Source organism: Terriglobus sp. TAA 43 (genome assembly GCF_000800015.1).
Lineage (GTDB): Bacteria > Acidobacteriota > Terriglobia > Terriglobales > Acidobacteriaceae > Terriglobus.
Genome location: NZ_JUGR01000002.1, coordinates 620406 through 641516, shown reverse-complemented (window position 1 = coordinate 641516; position 21111 = coordinate 620406). Strand labels below are relative to the sequence as shown.

The 21111-nt window shown below is 58.7% G+C and carries 15 protein-coding genes; 6 read left to right on the top strand and 9 right to left on the bottom strand.

Going from position 1 to position 21111, the window contains the following annotated elements:
- Positions 1-623: 623 nt before the first annotated feature.
- A complete protein-coding gene (locus tag M504_RS17340) occupies positions 624-1019 on the top strand; it encodes a hypothetical protein (protein ID WP_156993947.1) in 396 nt (131 codons plus the stop codon).
- Positions 1020-1047: 28 nt separating this feature from the next.
- Here M504_RS17340 and M504_RS17335 read toward each other — a convergent pair whose 3' ends face one another.
- The gene (locus tag M504_RS17335) at positions 1048-3027 is read right to left on the bottom strand and encodes a beta-L-arabinofuranosidase domain-containing protein (RefSeq protein ID WP_084214490.1); all 1980 of its coding nucleotides are present in this window, start codon (positions 3025-3027) and stop codon (positions 1048-1050) included.
- Positions 3028-3618: 591 nt separating this feature from the next.
- On the opposite strand from M504_RS17335, the gene M504_RS17330 reads away from it, so the two are divergent.
- Positions 3619-7008 carry an Rne/Rng family ribonuclease gene (locus M504_RS17330; RefSeq protein WP_047496295.1) on the top strand — a complete coding sequence of 1130 codons (3390 nt, stop codon included), beginning with the start codon at positions 3619-3621 and terminating at the stop codon, positions 7006-7008.
- A gap of 75 nt (positions 7009-7083) precedes the next feature.
- On the opposite strand, the gene M504_RS17325 is transcribed toward M504_RS17330, so the two are convergent.
- Positions 7084-9399, bottom strand: coding sequence for a GH92 family glycosyl hydrolase (locus M504_RS17325; protein ID WP_047496292.1), 2316 nt, complete (start codon positions 9397-9399; stop codon positions 7084-7086).
- A 108-nt stretch (positions 9400-9507) separates the two neighbouring features.
- Complete coding sequence (locus tag M504_RS17320) at positions 9508-10728, bottom strand: PQQ-dependent sugar dehydrogenase (RefSeq protein ID WP_047496289.1); 1221 nt, start codon at positions 10726-10728, stop codon at positions 9508-9510.
- A 174-nt stretch (positions 10729-10902) separates the two neighbouring features.
- On the opposite strand from M504_RS17320, the gene M504_RS17315 reads away from it, so the two are divergent.
- Complete coding sequence (locus M504_RS17315; protein ID WP_047496287.1) at positions 10903-13800, top strand: glycosyl hydrolase; 2898 nt, start codon at positions 10903-10905, stop codon at positions 13798-13800.
- 13 nt (positions 13801-13813) lie between these two features.
- Here the strand turns inward: M504_RS17315 and M504_RS17310 are convergent, their stop codons facing one another.
- Positions 13814-14047, bottom strand: a complete 234-nt coding sequence (locus tag M504_RS17310) for a hypothetical protein (RefSeq protein WP_047496284.1) — start codon at positions 14045-14047, stop codon at positions 13814-13816.
- A gap of 269 nt (positions 14048-14316) precedes the next feature.
- Here M504_RS17310 and M504_RS17305 point away from each other — a divergent pair, with 269 nt between their 5' ends.
- Positions 14317-15249 (top strand): TIGR03435 family protein, encoded by a 933-nt coding sequence (locus tag M504_RS17305; RefSeq protein WP_198137671.1) that lies wholly within the window; start codon positions 14317-14319, stop codon positions 15247-15249.
- A 21-nt stretch (positions 15250-15270) separates the two neighbouring features.
- Here the strand turns inward: M504_RS17305 and M504_RS17300 are convergent, their stop codons facing one another.
- From M504_RS17300 to M504_RS17290, 3 genes are all read right to left on the bottom strand, one after another.
- A complete protein-coding gene (locus M504_RS17300; protein WP_047496277.1) occupies positions 15271-15654 on the bottom strand; it encodes a nuclear transport factor 2 family protein in 384 nt (127 codons plus the stop codon).
- 69 nt (positions 15655-15723) lie between these two features.
- Complete coding sequence (gene rsmI, locus M504_RS17295) at positions 15724-16602, bottom strand: 16S rRNA (cytidine(1402)-2'-O)-methyltransferase (protein ID WP_047496275.1); 879 nt, start codon at positions 16600-16602, stop codon at positions 15724-15726.
- The gene (locus M504_RS17290; RefSeq protein ID WP_052200976.1) at positions 16595-17713 is read right to left on the bottom strand and encodes a CBS domain-containing protein; all 1119 of its coding nucleotides are present in this window, start codon (positions 17711-17713) and stop codon (positions 16595-16597) included. The genes rsmI and M504_RS17290 overlap by 8 nt, the downstream gene beginning before the upstream one ends.
- Positions 17714-17749: 36 nt before the next feature.
- Here M504_RS17290 and rsmD point away from each other — a divergent pair, with 36 nt between their 5' ends.
- The gene (gene rsmD, locus M504_RS17285; RefSeq protein WP_047496272.1) at positions 17750-18313 is read left to right on the top strand and encodes a 16S rRNA (guanine(966)-N(2))-methyltransferase RsmD; all 564 of its coding nucleotides are present in this window, start codon (positions 17750-17752) and stop codon (positions 18311-18313) included.
- On the opposite strand, the gene M504_RS17280 is transcribed toward rsmD, so the two are convergent.
- Both M504_RS17280 and thiL read right to left on the bottom strand, forming a co-directional pair.
- Entirely contained in the window at positions 18310-18879 is a 570-nt protein-coding gene (locus M504_RS17280; protein ID WP_232296342.1) for a hypothetical protein, read from the bottom strand. The two genes, rsmD and M504_RS17280, sit on opposite strands and share 4 nt — an antisense overlap.
- Positions 18876-19850 carry a thiamine-phosphate kinase gene (gene thiL, locus M504_RS17275; protein ID WP_047496266.1) on the bottom strand — a complete coding sequence of 325 codons (975 nt, stop codon included), beginning with the start codon at positions 19848-19850 and terminating at the stop codon, positions 18876-18878. The genes M504_RS17280 and thiL overlap by 4 nt, the downstream gene beginning before the upstream one ends.
- A 230-nt stretch (positions 19851-20080) precedes the next feature.
- On the opposite strand from thiL, the gene M504_RS17270 reads away from it, so the two are divergent.
- Positions 20081-21085: a M23 family metallopeptidase gene (locus tag M504_RS17270; RefSeq protein ID WP_047496874.1), complete on the top strand. Its 1005-nt coding sequence runs from the start codon at positions 20081-20083 to the stop codon at positions 21083-21085.
- Positions 21086-21111: the final 26 nt, after the last annotated feature.

Below are 21111 nucleotides of genomic sequence, written 5' to 3'. Positions count from 1 at the left end.
AACCGGAGACTGAACGGTCGGCTAGCTTGTCGTTACGAATCTGAGTCGAGAGTCTTATGGAGTACTGAACCTCGGTTTATTATTGGCAGGCTATCTTTCGAGTAGACATATGCGACAACCAGACCGCGGATCTCTAAGTTTCATGTTTGTAGCAATCATTGCTTTTTTCACCTCACCCGTTAGCGCACAGACCAGTCAAGACGTGTACAGGAGTATCAGGACACAACCGTCCACTATTCATTGGTGCGTGCCCCAAGCGGGCGATGATCCGGCCCACGTCATTGAAGGCAGATGCAAGGTATATCGCGATTGCCTTTCCGCGCTCTCTTTGGATGAGGGCATCGATGGCAGTCCCATACTTCCACTCACGCCGGAACAAGTTGATCCCGTTCGGAAATGTCATCAAGCGCTGTTCAACGCTGCCCGAACGAATCCGCAAATAAAAGGCTCGGGTGCTACGCAGCAGTGGTTGCTGCATTCGGTATATCCGGGCACAGAAGCGAAGTCGTTTCCTATCCCTGACAATTTTGGCAAAGTTCTGTGATTTAGGAGTAATGCAGAATTTAGTCCTGAATCAGAGAGCTTGTCTTATGCCTGTGTTCATTGCTGTAAGGTGATTCGAAATGGACCTGGCAAATTTGGTGTCGTCTACTGTTACGGTTTCTCCTGGTAATGGATTTCCCGAACCCGGAATGGCGTCAGTACATTCGCTTTTTAAGGATGGGACGTGGCTGCAGGCAGAGTACTGGCGTCTGATTGAGGACGGCATGGCGTCCTACAGCAGCTTTGACCATCAGCAGATATATGGCATGCCTGCCCGAATTGATGCAGTGGCAGAGCTCAAGTTGAGACTGTCTGATAAGACCGTAACAAGCGCTTCCCTTGACCGCGAAACGGGCGATCTGGTGTTCGTGTTTACCGGCAATCTGAAGTTACAGATTTTGAACCTCACCGCATACGAGATTTGGGAGCTGAGGTTTCCAAACGGCGCAGTCGAATATTCCAACTACGCGAAATGACCTGGGCATATAGCTCCCAAATCAGTTGTTACGCCTTGATTTGTGGGAAGGCGGAGATGCGGAGTTTGGCTCCTGCGTAGGGGACTAGTGTGATGGTTTCCTGTGGGCGGGCGCTGGCTAGGTCTTTGCCTGCGAGTGGGCTTTCTGGGAGTGGGTTGGCTACTCCGTCGGTGCTGCGCCAGCGGTCTATTTGGTGGGCTGTGACTGCGATGGTGACGGCTGGTGTTGCTGTGGCGAATGGGCGTGCGCCGATTGGTTTCTCTTCTACTTTGAGATCTGTGACAGTCGATTCATCCGTCGCGAGTGCGTAGTTCCATGCACCGGTGGGGAAGACTTGCCAGTCGGCGGTGGGTTTGCGGTCGCGGAGTTTCATCCAGCTTTGGCCGGGGTCGAGTGAGAAGAGTAGTGGGCCGCGTTCGATTGCGAGGGAGTTGTGGAACCAGCGGGTGGCTCGGGGCTGCATGGGCAGTTTGAGGGTGATGGTGTCGCCGGATTTCCACTCGCGCGTGATGGGTGTGAAGGCTGCGGGCTTGAGTGGGGTGGATTGGCCTGCGGCGGCTGCTGTTGCTGCGTCTGTCCATGCGGGACCGCGGAGGTGCAGCGGGAATCGAACCGGCTTGTCTGACTGGATGGTGATGCGGACGGTGTCGCGGAAGGGGTACTCGGTTTCTACTGTGATGTGGACGGGCGTGTTGCGGACTTTGGTTTTGATGTCGCACGGGGCGTAGAGGGTGATGGCTAAGCCGTCGTCCGGGGTGCGCATGGCGAGGCTGGCGGCGAATTTGGGCCAGCCCTGATGGAAGTTGGCGGTGCAGCAGCCGAAGTGCGGTTCGAGGCCGTAGAGGTTGGATTCGGGGCCGTTGGTGCTCCAGGGTTTGCTGTTGAGGCTGCACTGGACCTGGTTGGGTTGCTGGTCGTACTGGTGCGCCCACATGTCGTCAGTGAAAGTGCCGGGGAGGGCGTTGTAGGCGATCTTCTCGATGCGGTCTGCGATGGCGGCGTCGCCGAAGGTGGCGAGGGCGACTTCAAGCGAGAACATGGTGTCGACGACGGTGCAGAGTTCGGTGCCCTGCACGGGGTTGGGGCCGGCGAGGTGCTCGTCGCAACTGAACATGCCGTTGGGCAGGCCGTGGTACTTGTCCAGCGTTGCTAGCTGATAGGTAAAGTTGGCGTGTTCTTCGGGCTTGCCGTTGGAGCGGTACTGGACAGCGGCAGTCTTGAGCGCCATGCCGTTGTTGACGCCGTGGGCCTGCATGGCGCGGTCGGGTAGTGGCGAGTCAAAACCCTGGGGGCCGAGGATGGTTTTGTCCGTGGCTTTTTCGAATGGGAAGTTGCGGAACTCGGCGGTCCAGTCGAAGCCTTGCTTTTGAAGCAGCGCGGCAAGTTTGGGGAGTTCGGGGTCGTGGGTTTGATCGTAGAGCCACTGAACGCCGTACGCTGCGTCCTGCCAGCGGTAGAGACCCCAGCTTTGCAGCGGGCGGGTGGGGAGTTCGGCCAGTTGGTGGTGGAAGTATTTGGTGAGGACTTCCGGGACGCGCTTGTCGCCCGTGGCTTCGTAATGCTGGATGAGGGCTTTGACCATGAGCATGCGGGGCCACCAGTCGTTGTTGCTGGCGGGGCCAATCATGCCGTTGGCTTGCTGGTGGGTGAGTGTCCATTCGACCCAGCGGTTGGCCTTGGCTTTGAGTTTGGGGTCGTCGAGAAGGACGGCGAGGGGATAGAGGCCGTCGAGGAAGTAGGGGCCGCGTTCCCAGCTTTCGCCGGTGCCGCCGAGCCAGCCGCTGTTGTTATTGAGGTCGGGCCAGAACTCGTCGAGGTGGCCGCCCATACCGTCGGCCTGGACCTGGAGTTGGCGACGGAGCCAGCCGGTGGGCTTGATTTCGCCAAGCGGAAGCGGCTGGAGGGCTGTGGGCGCCAGCTTTTGTGCCTGGGCAAATCCGCTTGGGAGCATGGTGGCGGCGGCGGAGAAGGTGCCGAGTTTCAGGGCGTCGCGGCGGGACAGATTCATAGCTGGCAGGGATTCCTCAGGGGAGAAGGGTAGCGCCGGACTTATAAGACTGTCACGCGGTAGCCAGAAACGGGGTGAGTGATGCACAATAAGGGCAGGTTTTAACCCGTCTGCTGGCGCGTCTCGCCGCCGCCGGGGAAGTGTAGCCGCTGACGTGCGCAAAGGTCGCCGGGGCGGTTGAACAAAGTTTAGTTGTAACGAGTTTAGTTGTAACGAATTGCAAGCTGCCGGTTACGGGCCATCGGGTCACGAAAGGCGGCTGGGTATCAGGTTCTGAACTACAGCAGTTGCTTCACCGGACGGTAAACGGCCCCGCCTCCACCCCTTTGTAACGGAGGCAAGAGTGGTCACAAATCCGGAAGAGCAGTTGATACGAAGAGGCTTTGCAGGAATGCATCACTTGTCGCATACAAAAGTTCCATCACCACCCGGAGTGCGTTTCGACGCTCGTTCGGGGGAGCTTGTGTTGCGTCCGGATGGCCTTGGTTCGGTTCCCACCCTGCCGTTTGGGATTGTTTCGCGCTAAGACTAGCGCGGCTCCCGTACTGACCTGAAGTCTCTCGTAACCGTTAGCGGAAACGAGCAGGACACATGTCGAAGGAAATTTATATCTCCACAACGCCGCATGAGACGCGGCTGGCCATCGTCGAAGACGAACAACTGGCGGAGATCTACTACGAACGCGAGAACGAATACACGCTCGCTGGATCTATCTACAACGGAAAAGTAACGCGCGTGCTGCCAGGCATGCAGTCGGCGTTTGTGGACATCGGCCTGGAGCGCGATGCCTTCCTGTATGTCACCGACTTCATGGAAGAGCAGGGTGACTCCGCGGATTTTGATTCAAGCGAAAGCAATGGCGGCGGTGGCCGTCGTGGCGGACGCGAGCGCGGCGGGCGTGAACGTGGCGGACGCGAGCGTGATCGCGGTGGCGATCGTCGCCCGGCTGCGGATGCTTCCGCAGAGACAGAAAGCACCGTTTCTTTCGATGAGCCGATCGCGCCTTCGCCCACGGAAGGTGTGGGCAGCATTGATGCGGAGGGCACGGGGGGCAGCCGCCGGTGGCGCGGTCGTCGCGGCCGTCGTCGTGGCCGTGGTCGTGGTGAATCGCCTGAAGTGACGGCGACAACTGCAGATACCGAGTCCGTGACGCTGGAAGGCGGCTATGACGAGGATGAAGAGACGACCTCGTTGGATGCTGCTGCTCAAACCAGCGCTATTGAGATTGATCTTTCCGCTGAGGCTGAAGCACCTGCGGAGGGCTACACCCCGAGCCAGGGCCGTGGTCGCAAGGATGATCGTCGCGGTGGCCACGGTGGACGGGATCGTCGTGGACGTAGCGGCGGACGTGATCGCGATCGTGGTGAGCGCACCAGCCGTCCAACGGATGCTCCGCTGTATGACAACAGCTATGCAGGATATGACGCGCCGGAAGACTTGCTACCTGAGCCGACGGGTGAGCCGATTGTGCTGCCGGGCGAGTCGATCCGCAAGTATCGCGATCCTGCGGAAGTAGCCGCGGAAGAAGAAGAGGCACGGAAGAACGCGCCGCCGAAGCCTGAGGTAGTGACGGTTGCTGCGCCCTCGATTGAGATTGTGGGTTGGGATGGCGGTTCGGTGCTACCGGGCGAGACGCTGTCGCGCCACAAGAATCGCGCGCCGAAGGTTGTTGCTCCAGTCGTAGAAGTTGCAGAGCCGGCGCTGCCGCCGCAGGTGGAAGAGGCGCTGAGCGTGGATGCTGGCGCGGCCTTCGATGATGTGCCGGTTGCTCCGATTGCAGAAGATGCGGAGCCGGTGGCGGCGGAAGCAGAGTTTGAAGTGGCTGCGGCGACCGAGGTTGTCGAGGCTGCTGAGCCCGCCGAGTATGAGCCTGCCGAAGGCGAGAGCGTGAGTGTGAAGGACGAGACTCGCCGCGATCTTCGTCGCTTTGAGCAGGAGCCGGACAAGCCGGAGATTTCTGCCGAGGCTGAGGCGATCATCGAAGCCGAGACGGATGCGATTGGCGAGGAAGCTGCTGCAACAGACGAGACGGAAGAGGTTGAGTTCGTTGCGGAAGAGCCAGCAGAGACAGTGGCTGCAGAAGAAGCCATTGAAACAGGCGCAGAGACTGATCCCACCACGTATGACCTGCGTGACGAGATCGACGCTGCTGCAGAGCCGAACTTCACCACGCTGCAGGCCTCGGGTGAGTTGCTGTCGGTCACTGCTGGTGTGGAAGAGCAGGGTGTAACGCCGATTGCACAACAGGACATCTATGAACCTGCGACACCGGTAGCTGTTGAAGGTGCAGTGCAGTCTGTGACGCTGGCTGAGGCGGAGACGACGCCGGAGCCGGTCGATCTCTCTGAAGAAGACGAGATTCAGCCGCGGATTCACGCGTATGGCGATGGCGACTTCCACGAAGAAGAGATCGACGAGGAAGACGAGTTTGAGTATGAGGCGTTGACTGGCAACGCCGATGACGAAGAAGACGAGTACGAAGAAGAGACGCTGGAAGGTTCGGCGGATCTTGGTGGCGTACTGCACGAGATGCATCTGGACCGCGAAGTGCAGACCGAAGAGTTTGACGAGGAAGAGGATGCCAGCGGTGGATTCACCGAAGCGGACTTTGCCGCCGGTGATGAGGACGAAGAAGAAGGCGCTTCCGAGACTTCGACCAGCGAACCGCGTCAGGAACGCAGCGAGCGCAGCCGTCGTGGTGGACGTGATCGTCGCGGAGGTCGCAACAGTGGTGGCGATCGCGGACGTGGGCGTCGTCAGTCGGTGCAGACGCAGGACCTGCCGGCGATCAATGAACTGCTGAAGCCGGGGCAGGAGATTCTGGTTCAGATTGCGAAGGAGCCGATTGCGAAGAAGGGTGCGCGTATTACTTCGCACATCGCTTTGCCGGGACGCTTCCTGGTGTTCATGCCGACGGTGAATCACACGGGTGTGTCGCGCAAGATTTCATCGGATGAAGAGCGTCGTCGCTTGAAGTCGATTCTGCTTTCTGAAAAGGGCGATGCGCAGGGTGGATTCATTGTGCGTACCGCTGCGGATGGCGCGAGCGAAGAAGAGCTGCGCACCGATCTGCGCTTCCTGATCCAGATCTGGACTGACATCAAGCAGCGGTCGGAGACGTCGAAGTCGCCTGCGCTGATCTATCACGATCTGAATCTTGTTGAGCGTATTCTGCGTGACCAGGTGACGGATAACTTCTCTGCGATCTGGGTGGATACGGAGCAGGAGTATGAGCGTGTACTGCGCTTCCTGCAGCGCTTCCAGCCGTCGCTGGTGCGTCGTGTGAAGCTGTACACGAAGGAGACGCCGGTCTTTGAACACTTCGGCATTACGCAGGAGATTGATAAGGCGCTGAAGTCGAAGGTGTGGCTGAAGTCGGGTGGATCGATTGTGATTAACCAGACGGAAGCTCTGGTGGCTATCGATATCAACACTGGTAAGTACGTTGGTAAGACGGCTCGTCTGGAAGACACGATTGTGAAGACGAACCTGGATGCGATCCCGGAGATTGTGCGTCAGATTCGTCTGCGCGATCTGGGTGGCATCATCGTGATCGACTTCATTGACATGGATGACCGTAAGAATCGTACAAAGGTGCTGCAGGCACTTGAGGACGAGATGAAGACGGATCGTGCTCCATCGAAGATTCTGCCGTTCAATGATTTCGGTCTTGTGATCATGACGCGTAAGCGTGTGAAGCAGAGCCTGGAGCGCACGCTGTGCATTCCTGATCCGATCACCGAAGGTACGGGCATGATCAAGTCGCCCATCACGGTTGCGAACGAAATCTATGTGGAGATGCGAAAGATGCATCGTCATCTGGAGAAGCAGGATGTTCTGCTGCGTGTGCATCCTGAAGTGGTGAAGACACTGAAACTGAACAATGCGAAGCGTCTTGTGGAGCTGGAAGAGATGACGCGGAAGACGATTCTGTTGAAGAGCGATCCTTCCCTTAGCCCTGAGGCGTTTGATATCCACTAAGTTGTTGTGGAACGGAGAATGAGAAAGGCGGATGCGATTGCATCCGCCTTTCTTTATTTGTGAATTCTCCGTTGGTTAGTTGCAGAGTTTGAAGTCGGGATCGGACATTGAGGGCGGTGGTGTTTGTCTGCCCCATGTTGCGCTTGGAGATGAGCCCATGGTGAGGATGAGTTCGCCTCCGTTGGCGATGTCAGCGTGACGGAACCATGTGTTGTTGAGTGGTTTGCCGTTGAGTGTGGCGGATTGGATGTAGCGGCTGAGGCCGTCTTCGCCTGCGTTTTTGGCTACGATGTGAAGCGTCTTGCCGTTGCCGACTGCGATGGTGGAGTCAGGGATGGCGGGCGTGCCGAGGATGTAGATGTCCTGGCCTGCGACGGGGTAGAAGCCGAGTGTGTTGAAGATGAGCCAGCTCGACATGGCGCCGGAGTCGTCGTTACCGGGGATGCCGCTGCGTGTGTCGCTAAACCATTTTTCAAGCGTGAGGCGTAGAACGTCTGCAGTGTGATCCGGGTGGCTGGACCATGCGTAGAGCATGGGTAGAAGGAAGCCGGGTTCGTTGCTGACGTCATAGTGGCCGTGGGTGAAGGTGTAGTCAAGGCGGCGTGCAAATTCTTCCGGGCCGCCTGAGAGTTCCACGATGCGACGCATGTCATGCGGTGCGTAGAGCGAGTAGGTCCACTCGTCGCCTTCGTAGAAGAAGCTCCACCAAGAACCACGCACATCCTTGTTTGGTGCGGCCCATGTGCCGTCGGGGTTCTTCGGACGAATGAAGCCTTTGAAGCCGGGAACGCTGCGTTTGGCGCGGGGATTTACGTCTGCGCCTTCTTCAAGATTCTTGTCCCAAAGGTTTTCAAAGTTGTGTGAGCGGGCGAGGTACTTCTTTGCGATGTCGTCTTTGCCGAGACCGCAGGCGATTTCGGCGATGGAGTAGTCGTCGTTGCTGTACTCGACTGTGCGAGAACCTGAGCGTTCGTCTTTATTAGTTACATAACCTAACTTGTTGTAATCGTCGATGCCGCCGCGGCCTTCCTTCTGCAAGTCGGCGGGAGTGACTTCTGCGTTTTTGATCATGGCTTGCAGAGCGGTGTTCCAGTCGATGCCGGGAAGATGTTTCACGTAGGCGTCGGCCACCATCACGTCGGTGTTGCTGCCGCCTTGTGTGCGTCCGTTGATGTTGCCGCTGCGCGCGTCGGGCATGTAGCCGTCGTGCTGATAGATGTTCAGCAATGAGCGCACGAGGTCACGTTCGCGATCGGGAGCGACGAGTGTGAGGAAAGGCGCAGAGGAGCGGAAGGTGTCCCACACGGCGTAGTAATCGTCGTAGTAGGGTTCAGTGGATTGCCACAGCGGGTTCTCGCCGGTGCGGTCTACGGGCATCATCATGGTGTGGTAGATGGCCGTGTAGATCATGCGGCGCTGTTTCTCGGTTGCGCCGTTGAGGTGGATAGTGTCGAGCTGCTTCTGCCATTGGGCTACGACGTTGCGGCGTGCGGCATCGAGATCGTAGGTGGGCATCTCTTCATGCAGGTTGTTGCGTGCCTGATCAATGGAGACGAAGGAAATGCCGACGCGCACGTGGACCTGTTGCTGTGCGCTTGTTTTGAAATCGAGGATGGCGCCGATGGGTGTTTCCGCGTTGACTGTGGCGTTGTGGTCGTTGGTGATGCGGATGGTGGAGGTGTCAGGGATGCCGTCTTTCCATGGGTTGCCGCCGTTGCCGGTCCATGTGCGTGCGGTGGAGACAGGTGCGTCCGTTTGCAGGACGAAGTAGACGCGGTATTCGCCGCCACGATTCCATCCGCCGCTGTAACGGCCGATGCCGGTGATCTCATGCAGGTTGGTGACATGGACTTCGCCGCCGACGAAGTGCTGATCTTCCCATCCTTGTGAGTTGCCGCGCGAGAGGCAGTGTTCCAGGTCGAGTGTGAGGTGCGCGTTCTGCGATGCGGGGAAGGTGTAACGATGGACGCCTGTGCGACGTGTGGATGAGAGTTCGGCGCGGATGTTGTAACGCGTGAGTGTGGCTGCGTAATAGCCGGGTTGTGCGGTTTCTCTTTCGCGCGGTGATGCGATGGCGAGTGGTGTGACGTCGCCTGTTGTGGGCATGACGAGGATGTTGCCGTACTTGCCCTGCGCGCCGCTGAGGTGTGTGTGACTGAAGCCGAGGATGCTGCCGGTGGACGAGTAGCCGAAGCCTGAAGGCTTGTGATCAAACGTCTCCATGTCCGGGCCGAGCTTGACCATGCCGAAGGGAATGGCAGAGCCGATGAAGGTGTTGCCGCCCCAGTCGACGCCGATGTAGGGATCGATGTACGAGGTGAGCGGCTTCGGCTGTTGCGCGTGAAGCGTGGAGGCAAGGAGGAGCGCGAGGGCAAGAGTCTGCTTCGTCATGGCGGGTCTTGAGAAGGGTACAACTTTGCGATGACGTTTTGGTTGTAAGAAGAGCCCGCATCTCAAGGTCGAGATGCGGGCTCTTTTGATGGTTCGGTTGTTGATGGCTTACTTGGGGGTTACGCGGTAGACGCCGCCCTTGGCATCGTCTTCGAGGAACCAGAGCGCGCCATCTGGAGCTTCTTCGACGTCGCGGATCCGCTTGCCCACATCCCAGCGCTCTGCCGGCTTCGCCGTGTTGCCGGTGATGATGACGCGGTTGAGCGTGTGCGTGGCCATGCCGCCCATCAGCAGATTGCCGTCCCACTGCGAGAACATCTTGCCCTTGTAGAACATGATGTTGCCGGGAGCGATGATGGGTGTCCAGTAGATGACGGGCTTCTGGAGGTCAGGGCGCGTGTCCGGGCTGGGGATGGGCACGCCGTTGTAGTTCACGGCATAGGAGACAAGCGGCCAGCCGTAGTTCTTGCCCTTTTCGATGAGGTTGAGTTCGTCGCCGCCGCGGGGGCCGTGCTCTGCTTCCCATAGCTTGCCATCGGGAGCGAAGGCGAGGCCGTAAGGCGTGCGGTGGCCGCTGGTCCACGTTTCCGACGGCGTGAGGTTGGGGCCGGGGAAGGTGTAGTCGCGAAGCTTGGGTGCGGTCTTGGCGGCTTCCGTGTCTGACGGCGGATCGATCACAGGCACGGTTGCGGTGCCGGTCTTGCCTGCCCAGGGGTTGCCGGGTGCGGGCTTGCCGTCGAGGGTGAGGCGAAGGATCTTGCCGAGGGGCTGGTTAGGATCCTGCGCGGGTGTCATGCGCTGACGCTCGCCCACGGTGAGATAGAGGAACTTCTTGTCGGGCGAGAAAGCGATCTGAGCGCCGAACTGGCCGCCGAGTCCGCGCTCGCCGTCGCGCCAGATGACCTTCAGGTCTTCCAGGCTGGCGGCGTTGGGCTTCAGGTCGAGGCGAGCCTTCGCCAATGCGAGGCTGGAACCGCCAGGTTCACCGGGTTCGGAGTAGGTGAGGTAAACGCTGTGGTCCTTCGCGTAAAACGGCGAAAGGAAGACGCCGAGCTGACCGCCCTGGCCCTTGTACAGCACCGGAGGAACGTTGGCGACGGGAATGCTTTCGCCCTTCTGCGTCATGAGGACCATGCCGCCGACCTTCTCCGTGATGAGCATGCGGCCGTCTGGCAGGAAGGCGATGCGCCAGGGATAACGCAGCGTGGCCACCTGGGTCATGGTGAAGGGCAGGCTGGCTTCGGGCTTCTGTTCGCCTGCGTTGATCTGTGCCAGGGCAGGCTGGAGCGCGGAGGCCAGCAGCAATCCTGTAAGTGCAAACCGTTTCATGGGTTTCCTTCCTTGGTGAGGGACGTTCTCGATGAAAGATGGACGAACACAAGGATACGATGCGCGTTGTTTTCTGTGCGTGAAAGATTGCGCCGTGAAGGACGAGAGAAATTGATTCACGAAGCTGTGCGGGGTCACTTAGGATGAGGTGCCTCACAGGAGATGGTCAGGGTTATGGGTTCTCGCTACACATGGTTGGACTTGGGGATGTTGGGATTGGGTGTTTTAGTTCCGGGAATTGCGATGGCGCAGGCCGGAACGGCCGGAAATCAGGCGTGGGGACGATGGAACCCGGTGACTCCGCTAACGGCTCAGAGCTTTGCGCACCCGTCGATGTCGGACAGGCCGTGGGTGCGCATGAATACGCCGGATGGGCTGACCTCTGACGAGTTGAAGGCCGAAGTGGATGCGATGGCTGCTGCGGGTATTGGTGGTGTGGAGATTGGGCAGGGCACGTTTCCCGCAACGCCGCAGTTGATTGCGATTTTGCAGGAGGCGAATCGCAAGGGACTGAAGGTGAGTTTGAGCCATGGATCGACGACGGCTCCGAAGGGCTACAGCCTGGATGAAGACAACGTTCGCAAGACGTTGTTGTTTACGGCGTCAGATGTGAAGGGCGGGCAGACGGCGGAGGTGACGTTTAAAGCGCCGTTGCCGCCGGTGAATCGTGGATTTGGTGGTGGCGGTGGACGACCTGCGCCTGCTCCTCAGCCTCGCCGCAGCACGCTGATTGCAGTGATGGCTTACAAGTGTGTCTCTACGTGCGATAGCGGCGTGGCCACGCTGGATTTTTCTTCGGCTGTGGATGTGACGTCTCAAATTACAAGGAAGGATTCGGCTGGAGTGGGTGGTGGTCCTACTACGGGCAAGCTGGCGTGGAAGGCTCCTGAAGGTGGTGACTGGAAAGTTGTTGCGTTCTGGTCGCAGGGCGCGAATGCGCAGCCTGATCTGTTTAGCAAGGCGGGCACGGATGAATTGATTCGCGGCATGGAGGCGGATTGGACGCCGGAGATGAAGGCGTTGCTGAAGGCGAATGGCGGGGATATTTTTTATGACTCGCATTCGGCGGATCGCGGCAGCCCGACTGAGTTGTGGACGAACAACATGGAGGCAGAGTTCAAGGCGCGGCGTGGGTATTCGCTGTTGCAGAGTGCCGCTGCTTTGTTTCCGCAGAACTTTACGTTCAGCGATGGCAGCACGGAACGTGTGCGCAATGATCTGAATGCGGTGCGCACGCAGCTTTGGATTGAGAATCATCTGAAGCCGATGCGTGCGTGGGTGCATGGCTACAATCTGCGTTTGCGTTTGCAGCCGTATGGCGAAGTGGTTGCCGCGACGCCGGATGAGATTGAAGCGGCGAGTGTGTTGGATCGTCCGGAGACGGAGTCGCTGTTCTTTGGCGATGAGGTGGACAGCTTTCTGCCGATTGCTGCGGCGAATCATATGACGGGCAACACGTGGTATTCGACGGAGTGCTGCGCTGCATTGCAGAAGGCATATGCGCAGACGTTTCAGGATGCTGTGATCCGCATGCATCGTGAGTATGTGGCGGGTGTGACGAAGCTGGTGTATCACGTGTATCCGTATCGTGACGCGAAGGATGCGAAGTGGCCCGGGTATCACTCGTTTGGTTCTGCGGGATTTTCAAATGCGTGGGGACCGCGTAATCCGAATTGGATTGATGCGAATACGTACAACGATTACTTCGCTCGCACGCAGCAGGTGCTGACGCAGGGGACGGCGAAGGTGGACGTTGCCGTGTACATGCTGAGTTATACGTTTCCGCAGCCGATGCAGGTGAAGGGTGGATTTCACATCTGGACGGATACGAAGTTGCAGGAGGCTGGATTTACGCGGGATTATCTTGATCCGGCGTTGCTGGCGATGCCGAGTGCGGTGGTGACGAATCATGTTCTTGCTGCGAATAAGGCGGCGTACAAGGTGCTGATCCTGGATGGAGAGCAGCAGCCGAATATGAACCCGGAACGCGATGCGATGCCGCTGGCTACGGCACAGAAAATTCTTGCGTTGGCGAAGGCGGGATTACCTGTGGTGGTTGTGGGTAAGGCTCCGGATCATGTGCCGGGGCGCGACACGAAAGGTGATGCTGCTGTGAAGTCAACGATGGATGCGTTGATGCAGTTGAAGAATGTGCATCGTGTATCGCATGAGAGCGATGTACCTGCGTTGTTGTTGTCGCTGGGGATTCATCCATCGGCAGAGCCCGAAGCTCCTTCGCAGGTGTTGAGTTTGCGACGTGAAGATGCAGCTCGTGGTATGCAGTACTACTTCTTCTACAACCAGCAGGAAGTTACGCCAGCGGGTGAGCCTGCGAACTTGTTTGAGCCAGCAGGGACTAAGGTTTATGACGGCAAGGTGACGCTGCATGGGCAGGGGAAGCCGTATGTGCTGGATGCGTGGAGTGGCGCGATTACGCCGTTGCAGGGATATGAAGCGGTTGCTGGTGGTGTGCGTGTGCCGTTGCATATTGCCGCGGATGATGCGGTGGTGATTGCGTTGAGTAGGACGCCGTTGACGTCCGCTGTTGCAGTCGCAGTTGTGGCTGCTGCTGGCGGCGGTAAGACGATGGACCTTACGAGTGCGCGCTGGCATCTTGCGGTGGAAGATTGGAAACCTGCTGTGAAGTATGGCGCGACCGGAGTGGAGGCGACGCAGACTTCGAAGGATGCGATCCCTGTGGAGTTGGAGAGGCTGAAGTCCTGGAGGCAGATTCCGGGATTGGCAGATGTGAGTGGTGTTGGCACTTACACGACAACGCTTAACCTGCCTAACGATTGGAAGGCTGGAGACTCTTCCGTATTGCGGTTGGGTGAGGTGATGGATTCGTTCCAGTTGAAGGTGAATGGGAAGCTGGTGCCTGTGAACCAGATCAGTGCTTCCGCGGACGTGGGTAAGTATCTTCATGCCGGTGCGAACACCATTGAAGTGCGCGTGGCGACGACGCTGAACAATCGGCTTTCGCAACTGGACGCAGATGTGCGCAAACGAAAGATTGTGCAGGAGTATGGATTGATTGGGCCGGTGGTGCTGCAGACTTCAGCACAGCAGTAATGGCCCATCTATCTTAGGGATGGCATTGAACCGTAATGGTGTCCATACCGCTGAGTCTGTGAAGCAATGCTTCAATGCGATAGGCATGTTGCACTTCGCAGTCGAAGCGCACCGTGATGGTGATGGTTTTCTGACTGCTTTCGCCGGTAAAGGAGCGGATGTTGACTCTCTGCGTTTCAAAGACCTGAAGCACTCTTTGGAAGAACAGATGTGTTTGCGTTGCGCTTAATTGGAATGTCCATGTCATAAGTCGTTTCCTGCTGAAAATGAAAATGCCACCTACCCGCTTGGGTGGTGGCCATGAGCTGTCGGAATGTAAAGCGTCTAAGTCGCTATCCGGCCACCCATGGCAGAAGTAATGCAAATCGGAAGAATCGCACAGACAGTGCATGCCTGTGAGCGAAGCGAAAGTCCGAGATGGAGGGTGGTCGGGTACATACGTTTGTTGTGCTGAGTTATACCAAATTGCTCTTTCCGCTCGCAATTCTGTGCTACGAATTTACCGATGGGTGCTGGATGAATCGATTTGTGTTGCACGTTGTATTTGCAATGATCACAACAGGTTCTGTGCTGGCACAGGCACCTGCGAATGCGGGTCGGCTCGCGTTTGATGTTGCTTCGGTGAGACCGAGTAAAGCGGGCGCGGAGCAGCGATCGAATGTGCCGTTGGATTCCGGCAATGTGTACAGCACGGTGAGTGCGGATGATGCGCGAACGGCTGCGGGTGGGTATTTTGTTGCCACGCATCAGCCGCTGTGGCGCTACATCTCGTTTGCTTATAAGTTGTCGGGAACGCAAGAGCTTTCGTTTCGCTTCAACATGTTTTCCGGTGCGCCGAAGTCGGGTGCACCTTTCTGGGTGACGGGTGGGTTTGATTCACCGCCGGAGTTCTTCGACATCTCGGCGCGTGCGCCTGCGGACACGACGATCGACCAGATGCGGTTGATGATGCAGCCGTTGTTAGCGGAGCGTTTTCATCTGGCGATGCATACGGTGGAAGCGGATGCTCCTGTGTTTGCGCTGGTGCTGGAGAAGGATGGTGTCACCGGGCCGAAGCTGCACCCTCATCCGGCTTCGGATACTTGCAGTGCGCCTGTGATTGATCTGCCACCGGTGTGTGGTGTGGTGGCGCATGTTGCTGCGACAACGCCGGGGCAGCACTATGGTGGACGTGGTGTTTCTCTTTCGCTGTTTGCGAACTCCATTCAGACGATGACGGGTATTGCTGCCGTGCCTCGCCCGGTGGTGGATGAAACGGGTTTAACGGGGCTGTATGACTTCCAGCTGGCATGGGTGCATGATTCCGCGAGTGGAGATGCGGGCGTGGTGGATAACTCTGCGAACTTTCGCGATGCTTTGAAGCAGCAGTTGGGATTGCGGCTGAAGAATGCTCGTGCGCCGATCCAGTTTTTGATTGTGGATCGCGTGGAGCGGCCTACTGAGAACTAGCGATGCGGCGTCAGTTTCACTTCAGGGCATCTGTTGAACCCATTGTTTGCGCCATCCAGGTGCCTCGAATGGATCGGAAAAGTATTGTGTTTCGTGTACGACTTTGTCGCCCCGAAACTCCATGATGCTGACTGTGAATGCGGGTTGTCCCTGGTAGATGATGGTGTATTCGGTGACCCAGAGATTGCCTTGTCCGCTGATGCGCCGTATGTGGAAGCCTGATGGTTTTCCGGGATGATGTCCGCGTAGTGCCTGCAGATTGCTTCGCCCGACGATGCGTTCTCCGGACTGCGGATAGTCGCAGATGGCGTTGTCGTCGTAGATGGCGTGTTCTGCGTTCAGATCACCGGCGGCAGATGCCTGCCAGTGTGCATCGAGTGCTGCGCGTATCTGCGGTTCTGACATGATGCGATCCTTTGGGACTGCGCACTCATTGTGAACCTTGGCGAAGCGAAATGACGAGGGTGGCGGGAATCAGCGTTTGCCGCGGGTGCGTTGCCACTCGCGATAGGCTTCGCTTTTGCCGATGCCGAGTTCTTTTGCGACTTGTTTCAGCGCATCCTTTTCGCTGATGCCGTTGCCGATGAGGCGACGGACCTGGTCGGAGAGGCTGGCGCTCGATTCGTTTTGTTCGCTGAGCAGTTTGCCGGAGATGAGCAACACCATTTCGCCACGGATGTTTTCACGCGCGTGTACCGTGCTGCGGACTTCGCTTGCGGCGCCGCGCAGAAATTCTTCGTGCAGCTTGGTGAGTTCGCGTGCTAGCGCTATGGGGTGCTGAGGACCGAAGACGGCTTCTACATCCGTGAGTGCTTCTGCGATGCGGTGTGGCGTTTCGTAGAAGATTTGGGTCGCTGATTCCTCTGCGGATTTGAGCGTTTCGCGTAGGGATTCGAGGACGGTGCGGCGTTCGCCTGCTTTGGATGGGAGGAAGCCGTGGAAGGCAAATTGTTCTGTGGGCAGGCCGCTTGCGGTGAGCGCGCTGAGGACTGCGTTGGCGCCGGGGACGGGATAGACCGCGATGTTTGCTTCCACTGCGGCGCGCACGATTTCTTCGCCGGGGTCGGCGATGCCGGGCATGCCAGCGTCGCTGACGACGGCGATGCGCGCGCCTTCACGGATGGCGTTGACGAGTTCTTCGGAGCGGCCGCGTTCGTTGTGCAGGTGATAGCTGACGGTGGGCGTGGTGATGCCGAAGTGGTTTAGCAGTTTCTGCGTCTGGCGTGTGTCTTCGCAGGCAATGCGGTCGGCGCTGCGCAGAATGCGGAGAGCTCGCAGAGTGATGTCTTCAAGATTGCCGATGGGTGTTGCGACGAGATAGAGGCCGGGCGCGAGTGGTGCGTCGCTACTCATCGTCGCCGGACCTTGCTGCGGCCAGTTCGGTGACGCGTCGTGCGTTGCCCAACATCGACATGGATTGCGTGAGGCTGTTGGGGGTGAGGATGCCGACGAGCTTTTCTTCTCGCATGACAGAGACGAGCTGCGCTTCGCGATTTTTCTGCATGCGTTCCAGCGCCGGAAGAAGAGCGGCGTCGGCGGAGACGACTTCGACGATACGTGTCATGACGCCCTGGACGTAGCCGTTGCCGTCTGCGCGGAGAGCTTGCGCGAGGGTGTCGCGATGAATGGAGCCGACTAGGACGGGACCGCGCACCACGGGGAAGACATCCTGCAGGGAATGAACGCTGCGGCGAAGTGCGTCTTCCAACGTGTCGGACGCTGAAAGGGTGGCGAAGTCTGTGAGCATGACTTCTGCTGCGGTAACGGCTCCGGCTGCTTGTTGGCCAAGGCGGCTGATGGCGTCGCCGCGACTGGAGAGCAGAAGGGAGCAGCCCATGACGATGAGCCATGCGTTGGTAAGCGCTGCGCCCAGAATAATGAGGACGAGCGAGATGGCGTGCGAAAGGCCGGCGGAGGCGCGTATACCGGAATCGTTGCCACGGATACGGCGGAACTGACGGCGCAGCACGATGCCCGAATCGAGCGGCCATGCGGGAAGAAGATGCAGGCCACCGAGCAGAACCTGCGCCCAGATGGCTGAGCGCAGAAGGTGTTGCGGTGTGACCCACGGTTGCGCGAAGAGGTTGATGGCGGGCGTGGCGGCGTACATCAACAGAGCCATGGTGATGCCTGCGGCGAAGTTGGAGAGGGGACCAGAGAGAGCGATGAACCGTTCGCCACGTGTGCTGGCGTTGAGAGAACGCTCTTCTGTGGGTGCAGAGCCTGTTGGCAGAAGCAACAGGCTATCGACCGCGAACCCTGCGGACGCGGTGGCAAGGCCGTGACCTACTTCACGCACGATCACCGCTGAAAGCAGAAGCAGCCAAAGGCCGAAGCCACGCATGCCGCTGCCGTCCAGAAGCGCGGACAGCATGATGATGATGGGCAACGAGAGAACGAAGATGGCGTGGAGACGAACCTCAACGCCGAAGTATTTGCCCAGAGTGATCGACCATCCACGCATGTTGGATTGATTGTACGGTTTTCATAGAATGGGTTTATGCGTGTGATTGCGGGAACGTACCGTTCGCGGGTGTTGGGGGCTCCAAAGGGGTTGGCTACACGCCCCACGAGTGACCGGCTGCGCGAGACTCTTTTCAATGTGATTGCGGCGCGGGTGCCTGATGCCTGTTTCGCCGATCTGTATGCCGGTTCGGGTGCGGTGGGCATTGAGGCTATTTCGCGTGGCGCGACTGAGGTTTTCTTTGCCGAGAAAAATGCTGCGGCGCTGGCGGCGATTCGCGGGAATCTGCGGACGCTGGGGATCGCTGGTGGATTTCAGGTGGAGGCTGGTGGGACTGCTCCGTTGCTGAAGCGGCTGTCGGGAAAGCCGCTGGATGTGGTGTTTCTGGATCCGCCGTATGAAGAGGCCGAGGAGTATCGCAAGACGCTGACGACGCTGGGCGATGCGGGGAATGAACTGGTGAACGCAGATTCGCTGGTGATTGCGGAACATACGCGGAAGCAGGGATTGCTGGATCGCTATGGTGTTTTGAAGCGGACGCGGACATTGTTGCAGGGCGATGCTGCGCTGAGCTTTTATGCGATGGAGACTGCCGATTAAGGGTTGAAGCCGCCACCGGTCAGAGTTTGCGTGCGCAGGTCGAGTGCGAACGGGAGCTCCTTATCGGAGGGCATGTGCCAGCCTTTGCCACGGAGGATGGTGCCGTCGATGGCGACTTCCGTGACGCCTTCCCATGTGAGTTTTGGGCTTTGCCACATGCCGTCTGGTGTGAGGATGACGGCGTCGTGGAAGCCGATGAGGACGAGTGCCTCTGCTTCTACTGCGGCGTGGACGCTGACCACTGGACGGATCGGCAACAGTTCGGCTGATTCGGGATGGCTGGCGGGGATGCGATAGGCGTAGCCACCGGCGACGGCCAGGAGATGATCCGGGTTCGGCGTGGACCACAGGCCGGAGACGAGATTCTTATCCGAGAAGCCGAGGGCGCACTGGGCCACGAAATTTGATCCTTCTGCAGGTTTTACGTTGAGCCAGAGAGCGCCGCGGGCCAGCGCTTCTTCTTCACCGGCAATGGCCAGCGGAAAGACGAAGTGACGCGTGGGCATGATCATGGGTGGCCCGTTGAGGATTGTTGCCTGCCAGGTGTGGGGGAAGTGGTCGGTCATAGTGAGTGCTCCCATCCGGCGGGCTGTAGCTGTTCTGCCTTGCCGTTGCTGCGGAGACTGATGTCTTTGCCGCGGACGATTTCGCCGATTCGGGTGATTGGAGTGCCGCCGATGCTGCGCGGGATCTTGCTGGTTGCGGGCGCGGTGAAGAGAAGTTGGTAGTCCTCGCCGCCGTGCAGGGCGTGGCGTAGCGCGTCTTCTTTTGTCTTCAGGAGCGGATGCAGCGGCAGGGAGTCTACTTCGACGACGGCGCCTACGCGAGACTCTTCGCAGAGATGCGTGAGGTCGGTGGACAGGCCGTCGCTGATGTCGATGGCTGCGGAGGCCAGGCTGCGGAGGCGCTGACCAATGCGGAGCTGAGGCTGCGGGTAAAGGTGCGGGTGGTCGGCGTCCGGGGAGGCTTTGCGGAAGCTGCGAGGTGATTTTGCCAGCGCAGCGAGTTCGGCGGATGCTCCTCCGAGGTGGCCGGTGACGTAGAGACTGTCGCCGGGGCGCGCCTTGCTGCGTCGGAGTTCATTGCCTGCCGGGACGGAGCCGAGAAGGACGATGTCGGCGAGGATGGCGTCGCCGGGGGCGGTGGAGGTATCGCCGCCTGCCAGGGGTGTTTTGGTTTGTTTTGCCAGATGAAGCAAACCGCCGAGAAAGCCGTCGAGCCATGTGCGGTTTGCTGCTCGACGGGTGAAGCCAGCGGGCAGGGCCAGGGACAGGAAGGCGGCCATGGGATGCGCGCCCATCGCGGCGAGGTCGCTGAGTCCGCGGGCGAGGCACCGGTGCCCTGCGGAGGCGGCGGGGTGCCAGTCACGGCGGAAGTGGCGTCCCTCCAGTGAAAGGTCAGTGGTTACAAGGACATCGTGGCCTTTGGGAGGTCGCAAAACGGCGCAGTCATCACCGATGCCGAGGCGCACCACGCCACCGGGGCGTCCCGCGCGCTTGCGAAGGTTGTGGATGAATTGGAGTTCGCCGCTGGCCACGTCTTTCAGGATACCGGCGAAAAAGTTCGTCTTTCTGGAATGGCGGCCCGTATTTATTAGTGTCGGGAAAGAATTCGCAGAACTCTCACCGTTGATGAGGCAACCCGTGTTTACCAGACAGCTTCCCGGCGGGTAGACTTGAAGTGTCGGAACGATCTGGTAACTCGCATTTCTGAATCGAGATCGGCGAATCGCATTTCGCAATTTTGGTTCACAGGATGAGCTTGGTTTTGAAGAAGAGTTTTTATGTAGTACTGGTTTCACGCGAGGAAGACGGATCGTTGCGCAGGGTTCCTGTGCCGCTGAAGTTCGCCTGGATGTTTGCAGGCGCGGCGGTGGTGGGCCTGTTCACGATCGCCGGTCTGGCTGGATCGTATTCGCGGATGTTGTTGAAAACGGAGCGGTTTAACCAGCTCCGGCAGGAACACAATACACTTCTTGGCGATTACGCGAAGCTACAGAAGCGCGAGCATGAGAAGGAAGTCCAGGCAGCGTCGTTGGGCGCGCTGGCCAGCGAGGTTTCCGCGCTGTATGGCCTGACCGCGAAGGGGATTGCCAGCAGCACGCAGGGCGTTTTCGGGCGTGGACGGAAGTCCGCTGGAACCGAGACTGCCGCGATTGCTCCGACGGAGACTCCCTCGGCTGACACCGGTTTCAGTAACGCGAACTATTACAAGTCGTTGCAGGCGTTCTATTCGTTGCGGAACACGGCAATGGACGGCTCGATGACGCGCGCGATTTCGAACAGCTTTACGCCTTCGGGCCTGGGCAATTTTGGAATTGGGCCGAATCTGATGGGCGGCAACATTCCCACGTTATGGCCGGTACTGGGTTCCATTTCGTCTCCTTTCGGAGGACGGCAGGACCCGATTCTGGGCAATGGCGAAGGCGAGTTCCACAAGGGTGTCGATATTTCTGCGCCGTATGGCACGCCCATTCACGCGACGGCTGATGGTGTGGTGCAGATGGCGGGTATGGGGAATGGATATGGCCGTGAGGTGGTGATCAACCACGGCGGTGGCGTTGAGACGACCTACGCGCATATGTCTGGCTTCCATGTCTCGGCGGGTGAGCAGGTGGTGCGCGGCCAGATTATCGGCTATGTGGGGACCAGCGGTCGTTCCACTGGCGCGCATGTTCACTATGAGGTGCGCTTGCGCAATGTGCCGGTGAATCCGCACAAGTATCTGCGGGACTCAGTCAATGGAATCGGAACCGAAGTCGCCAGCAAGTAGCGTTGGATCTGCGAAGGAATGAAGAA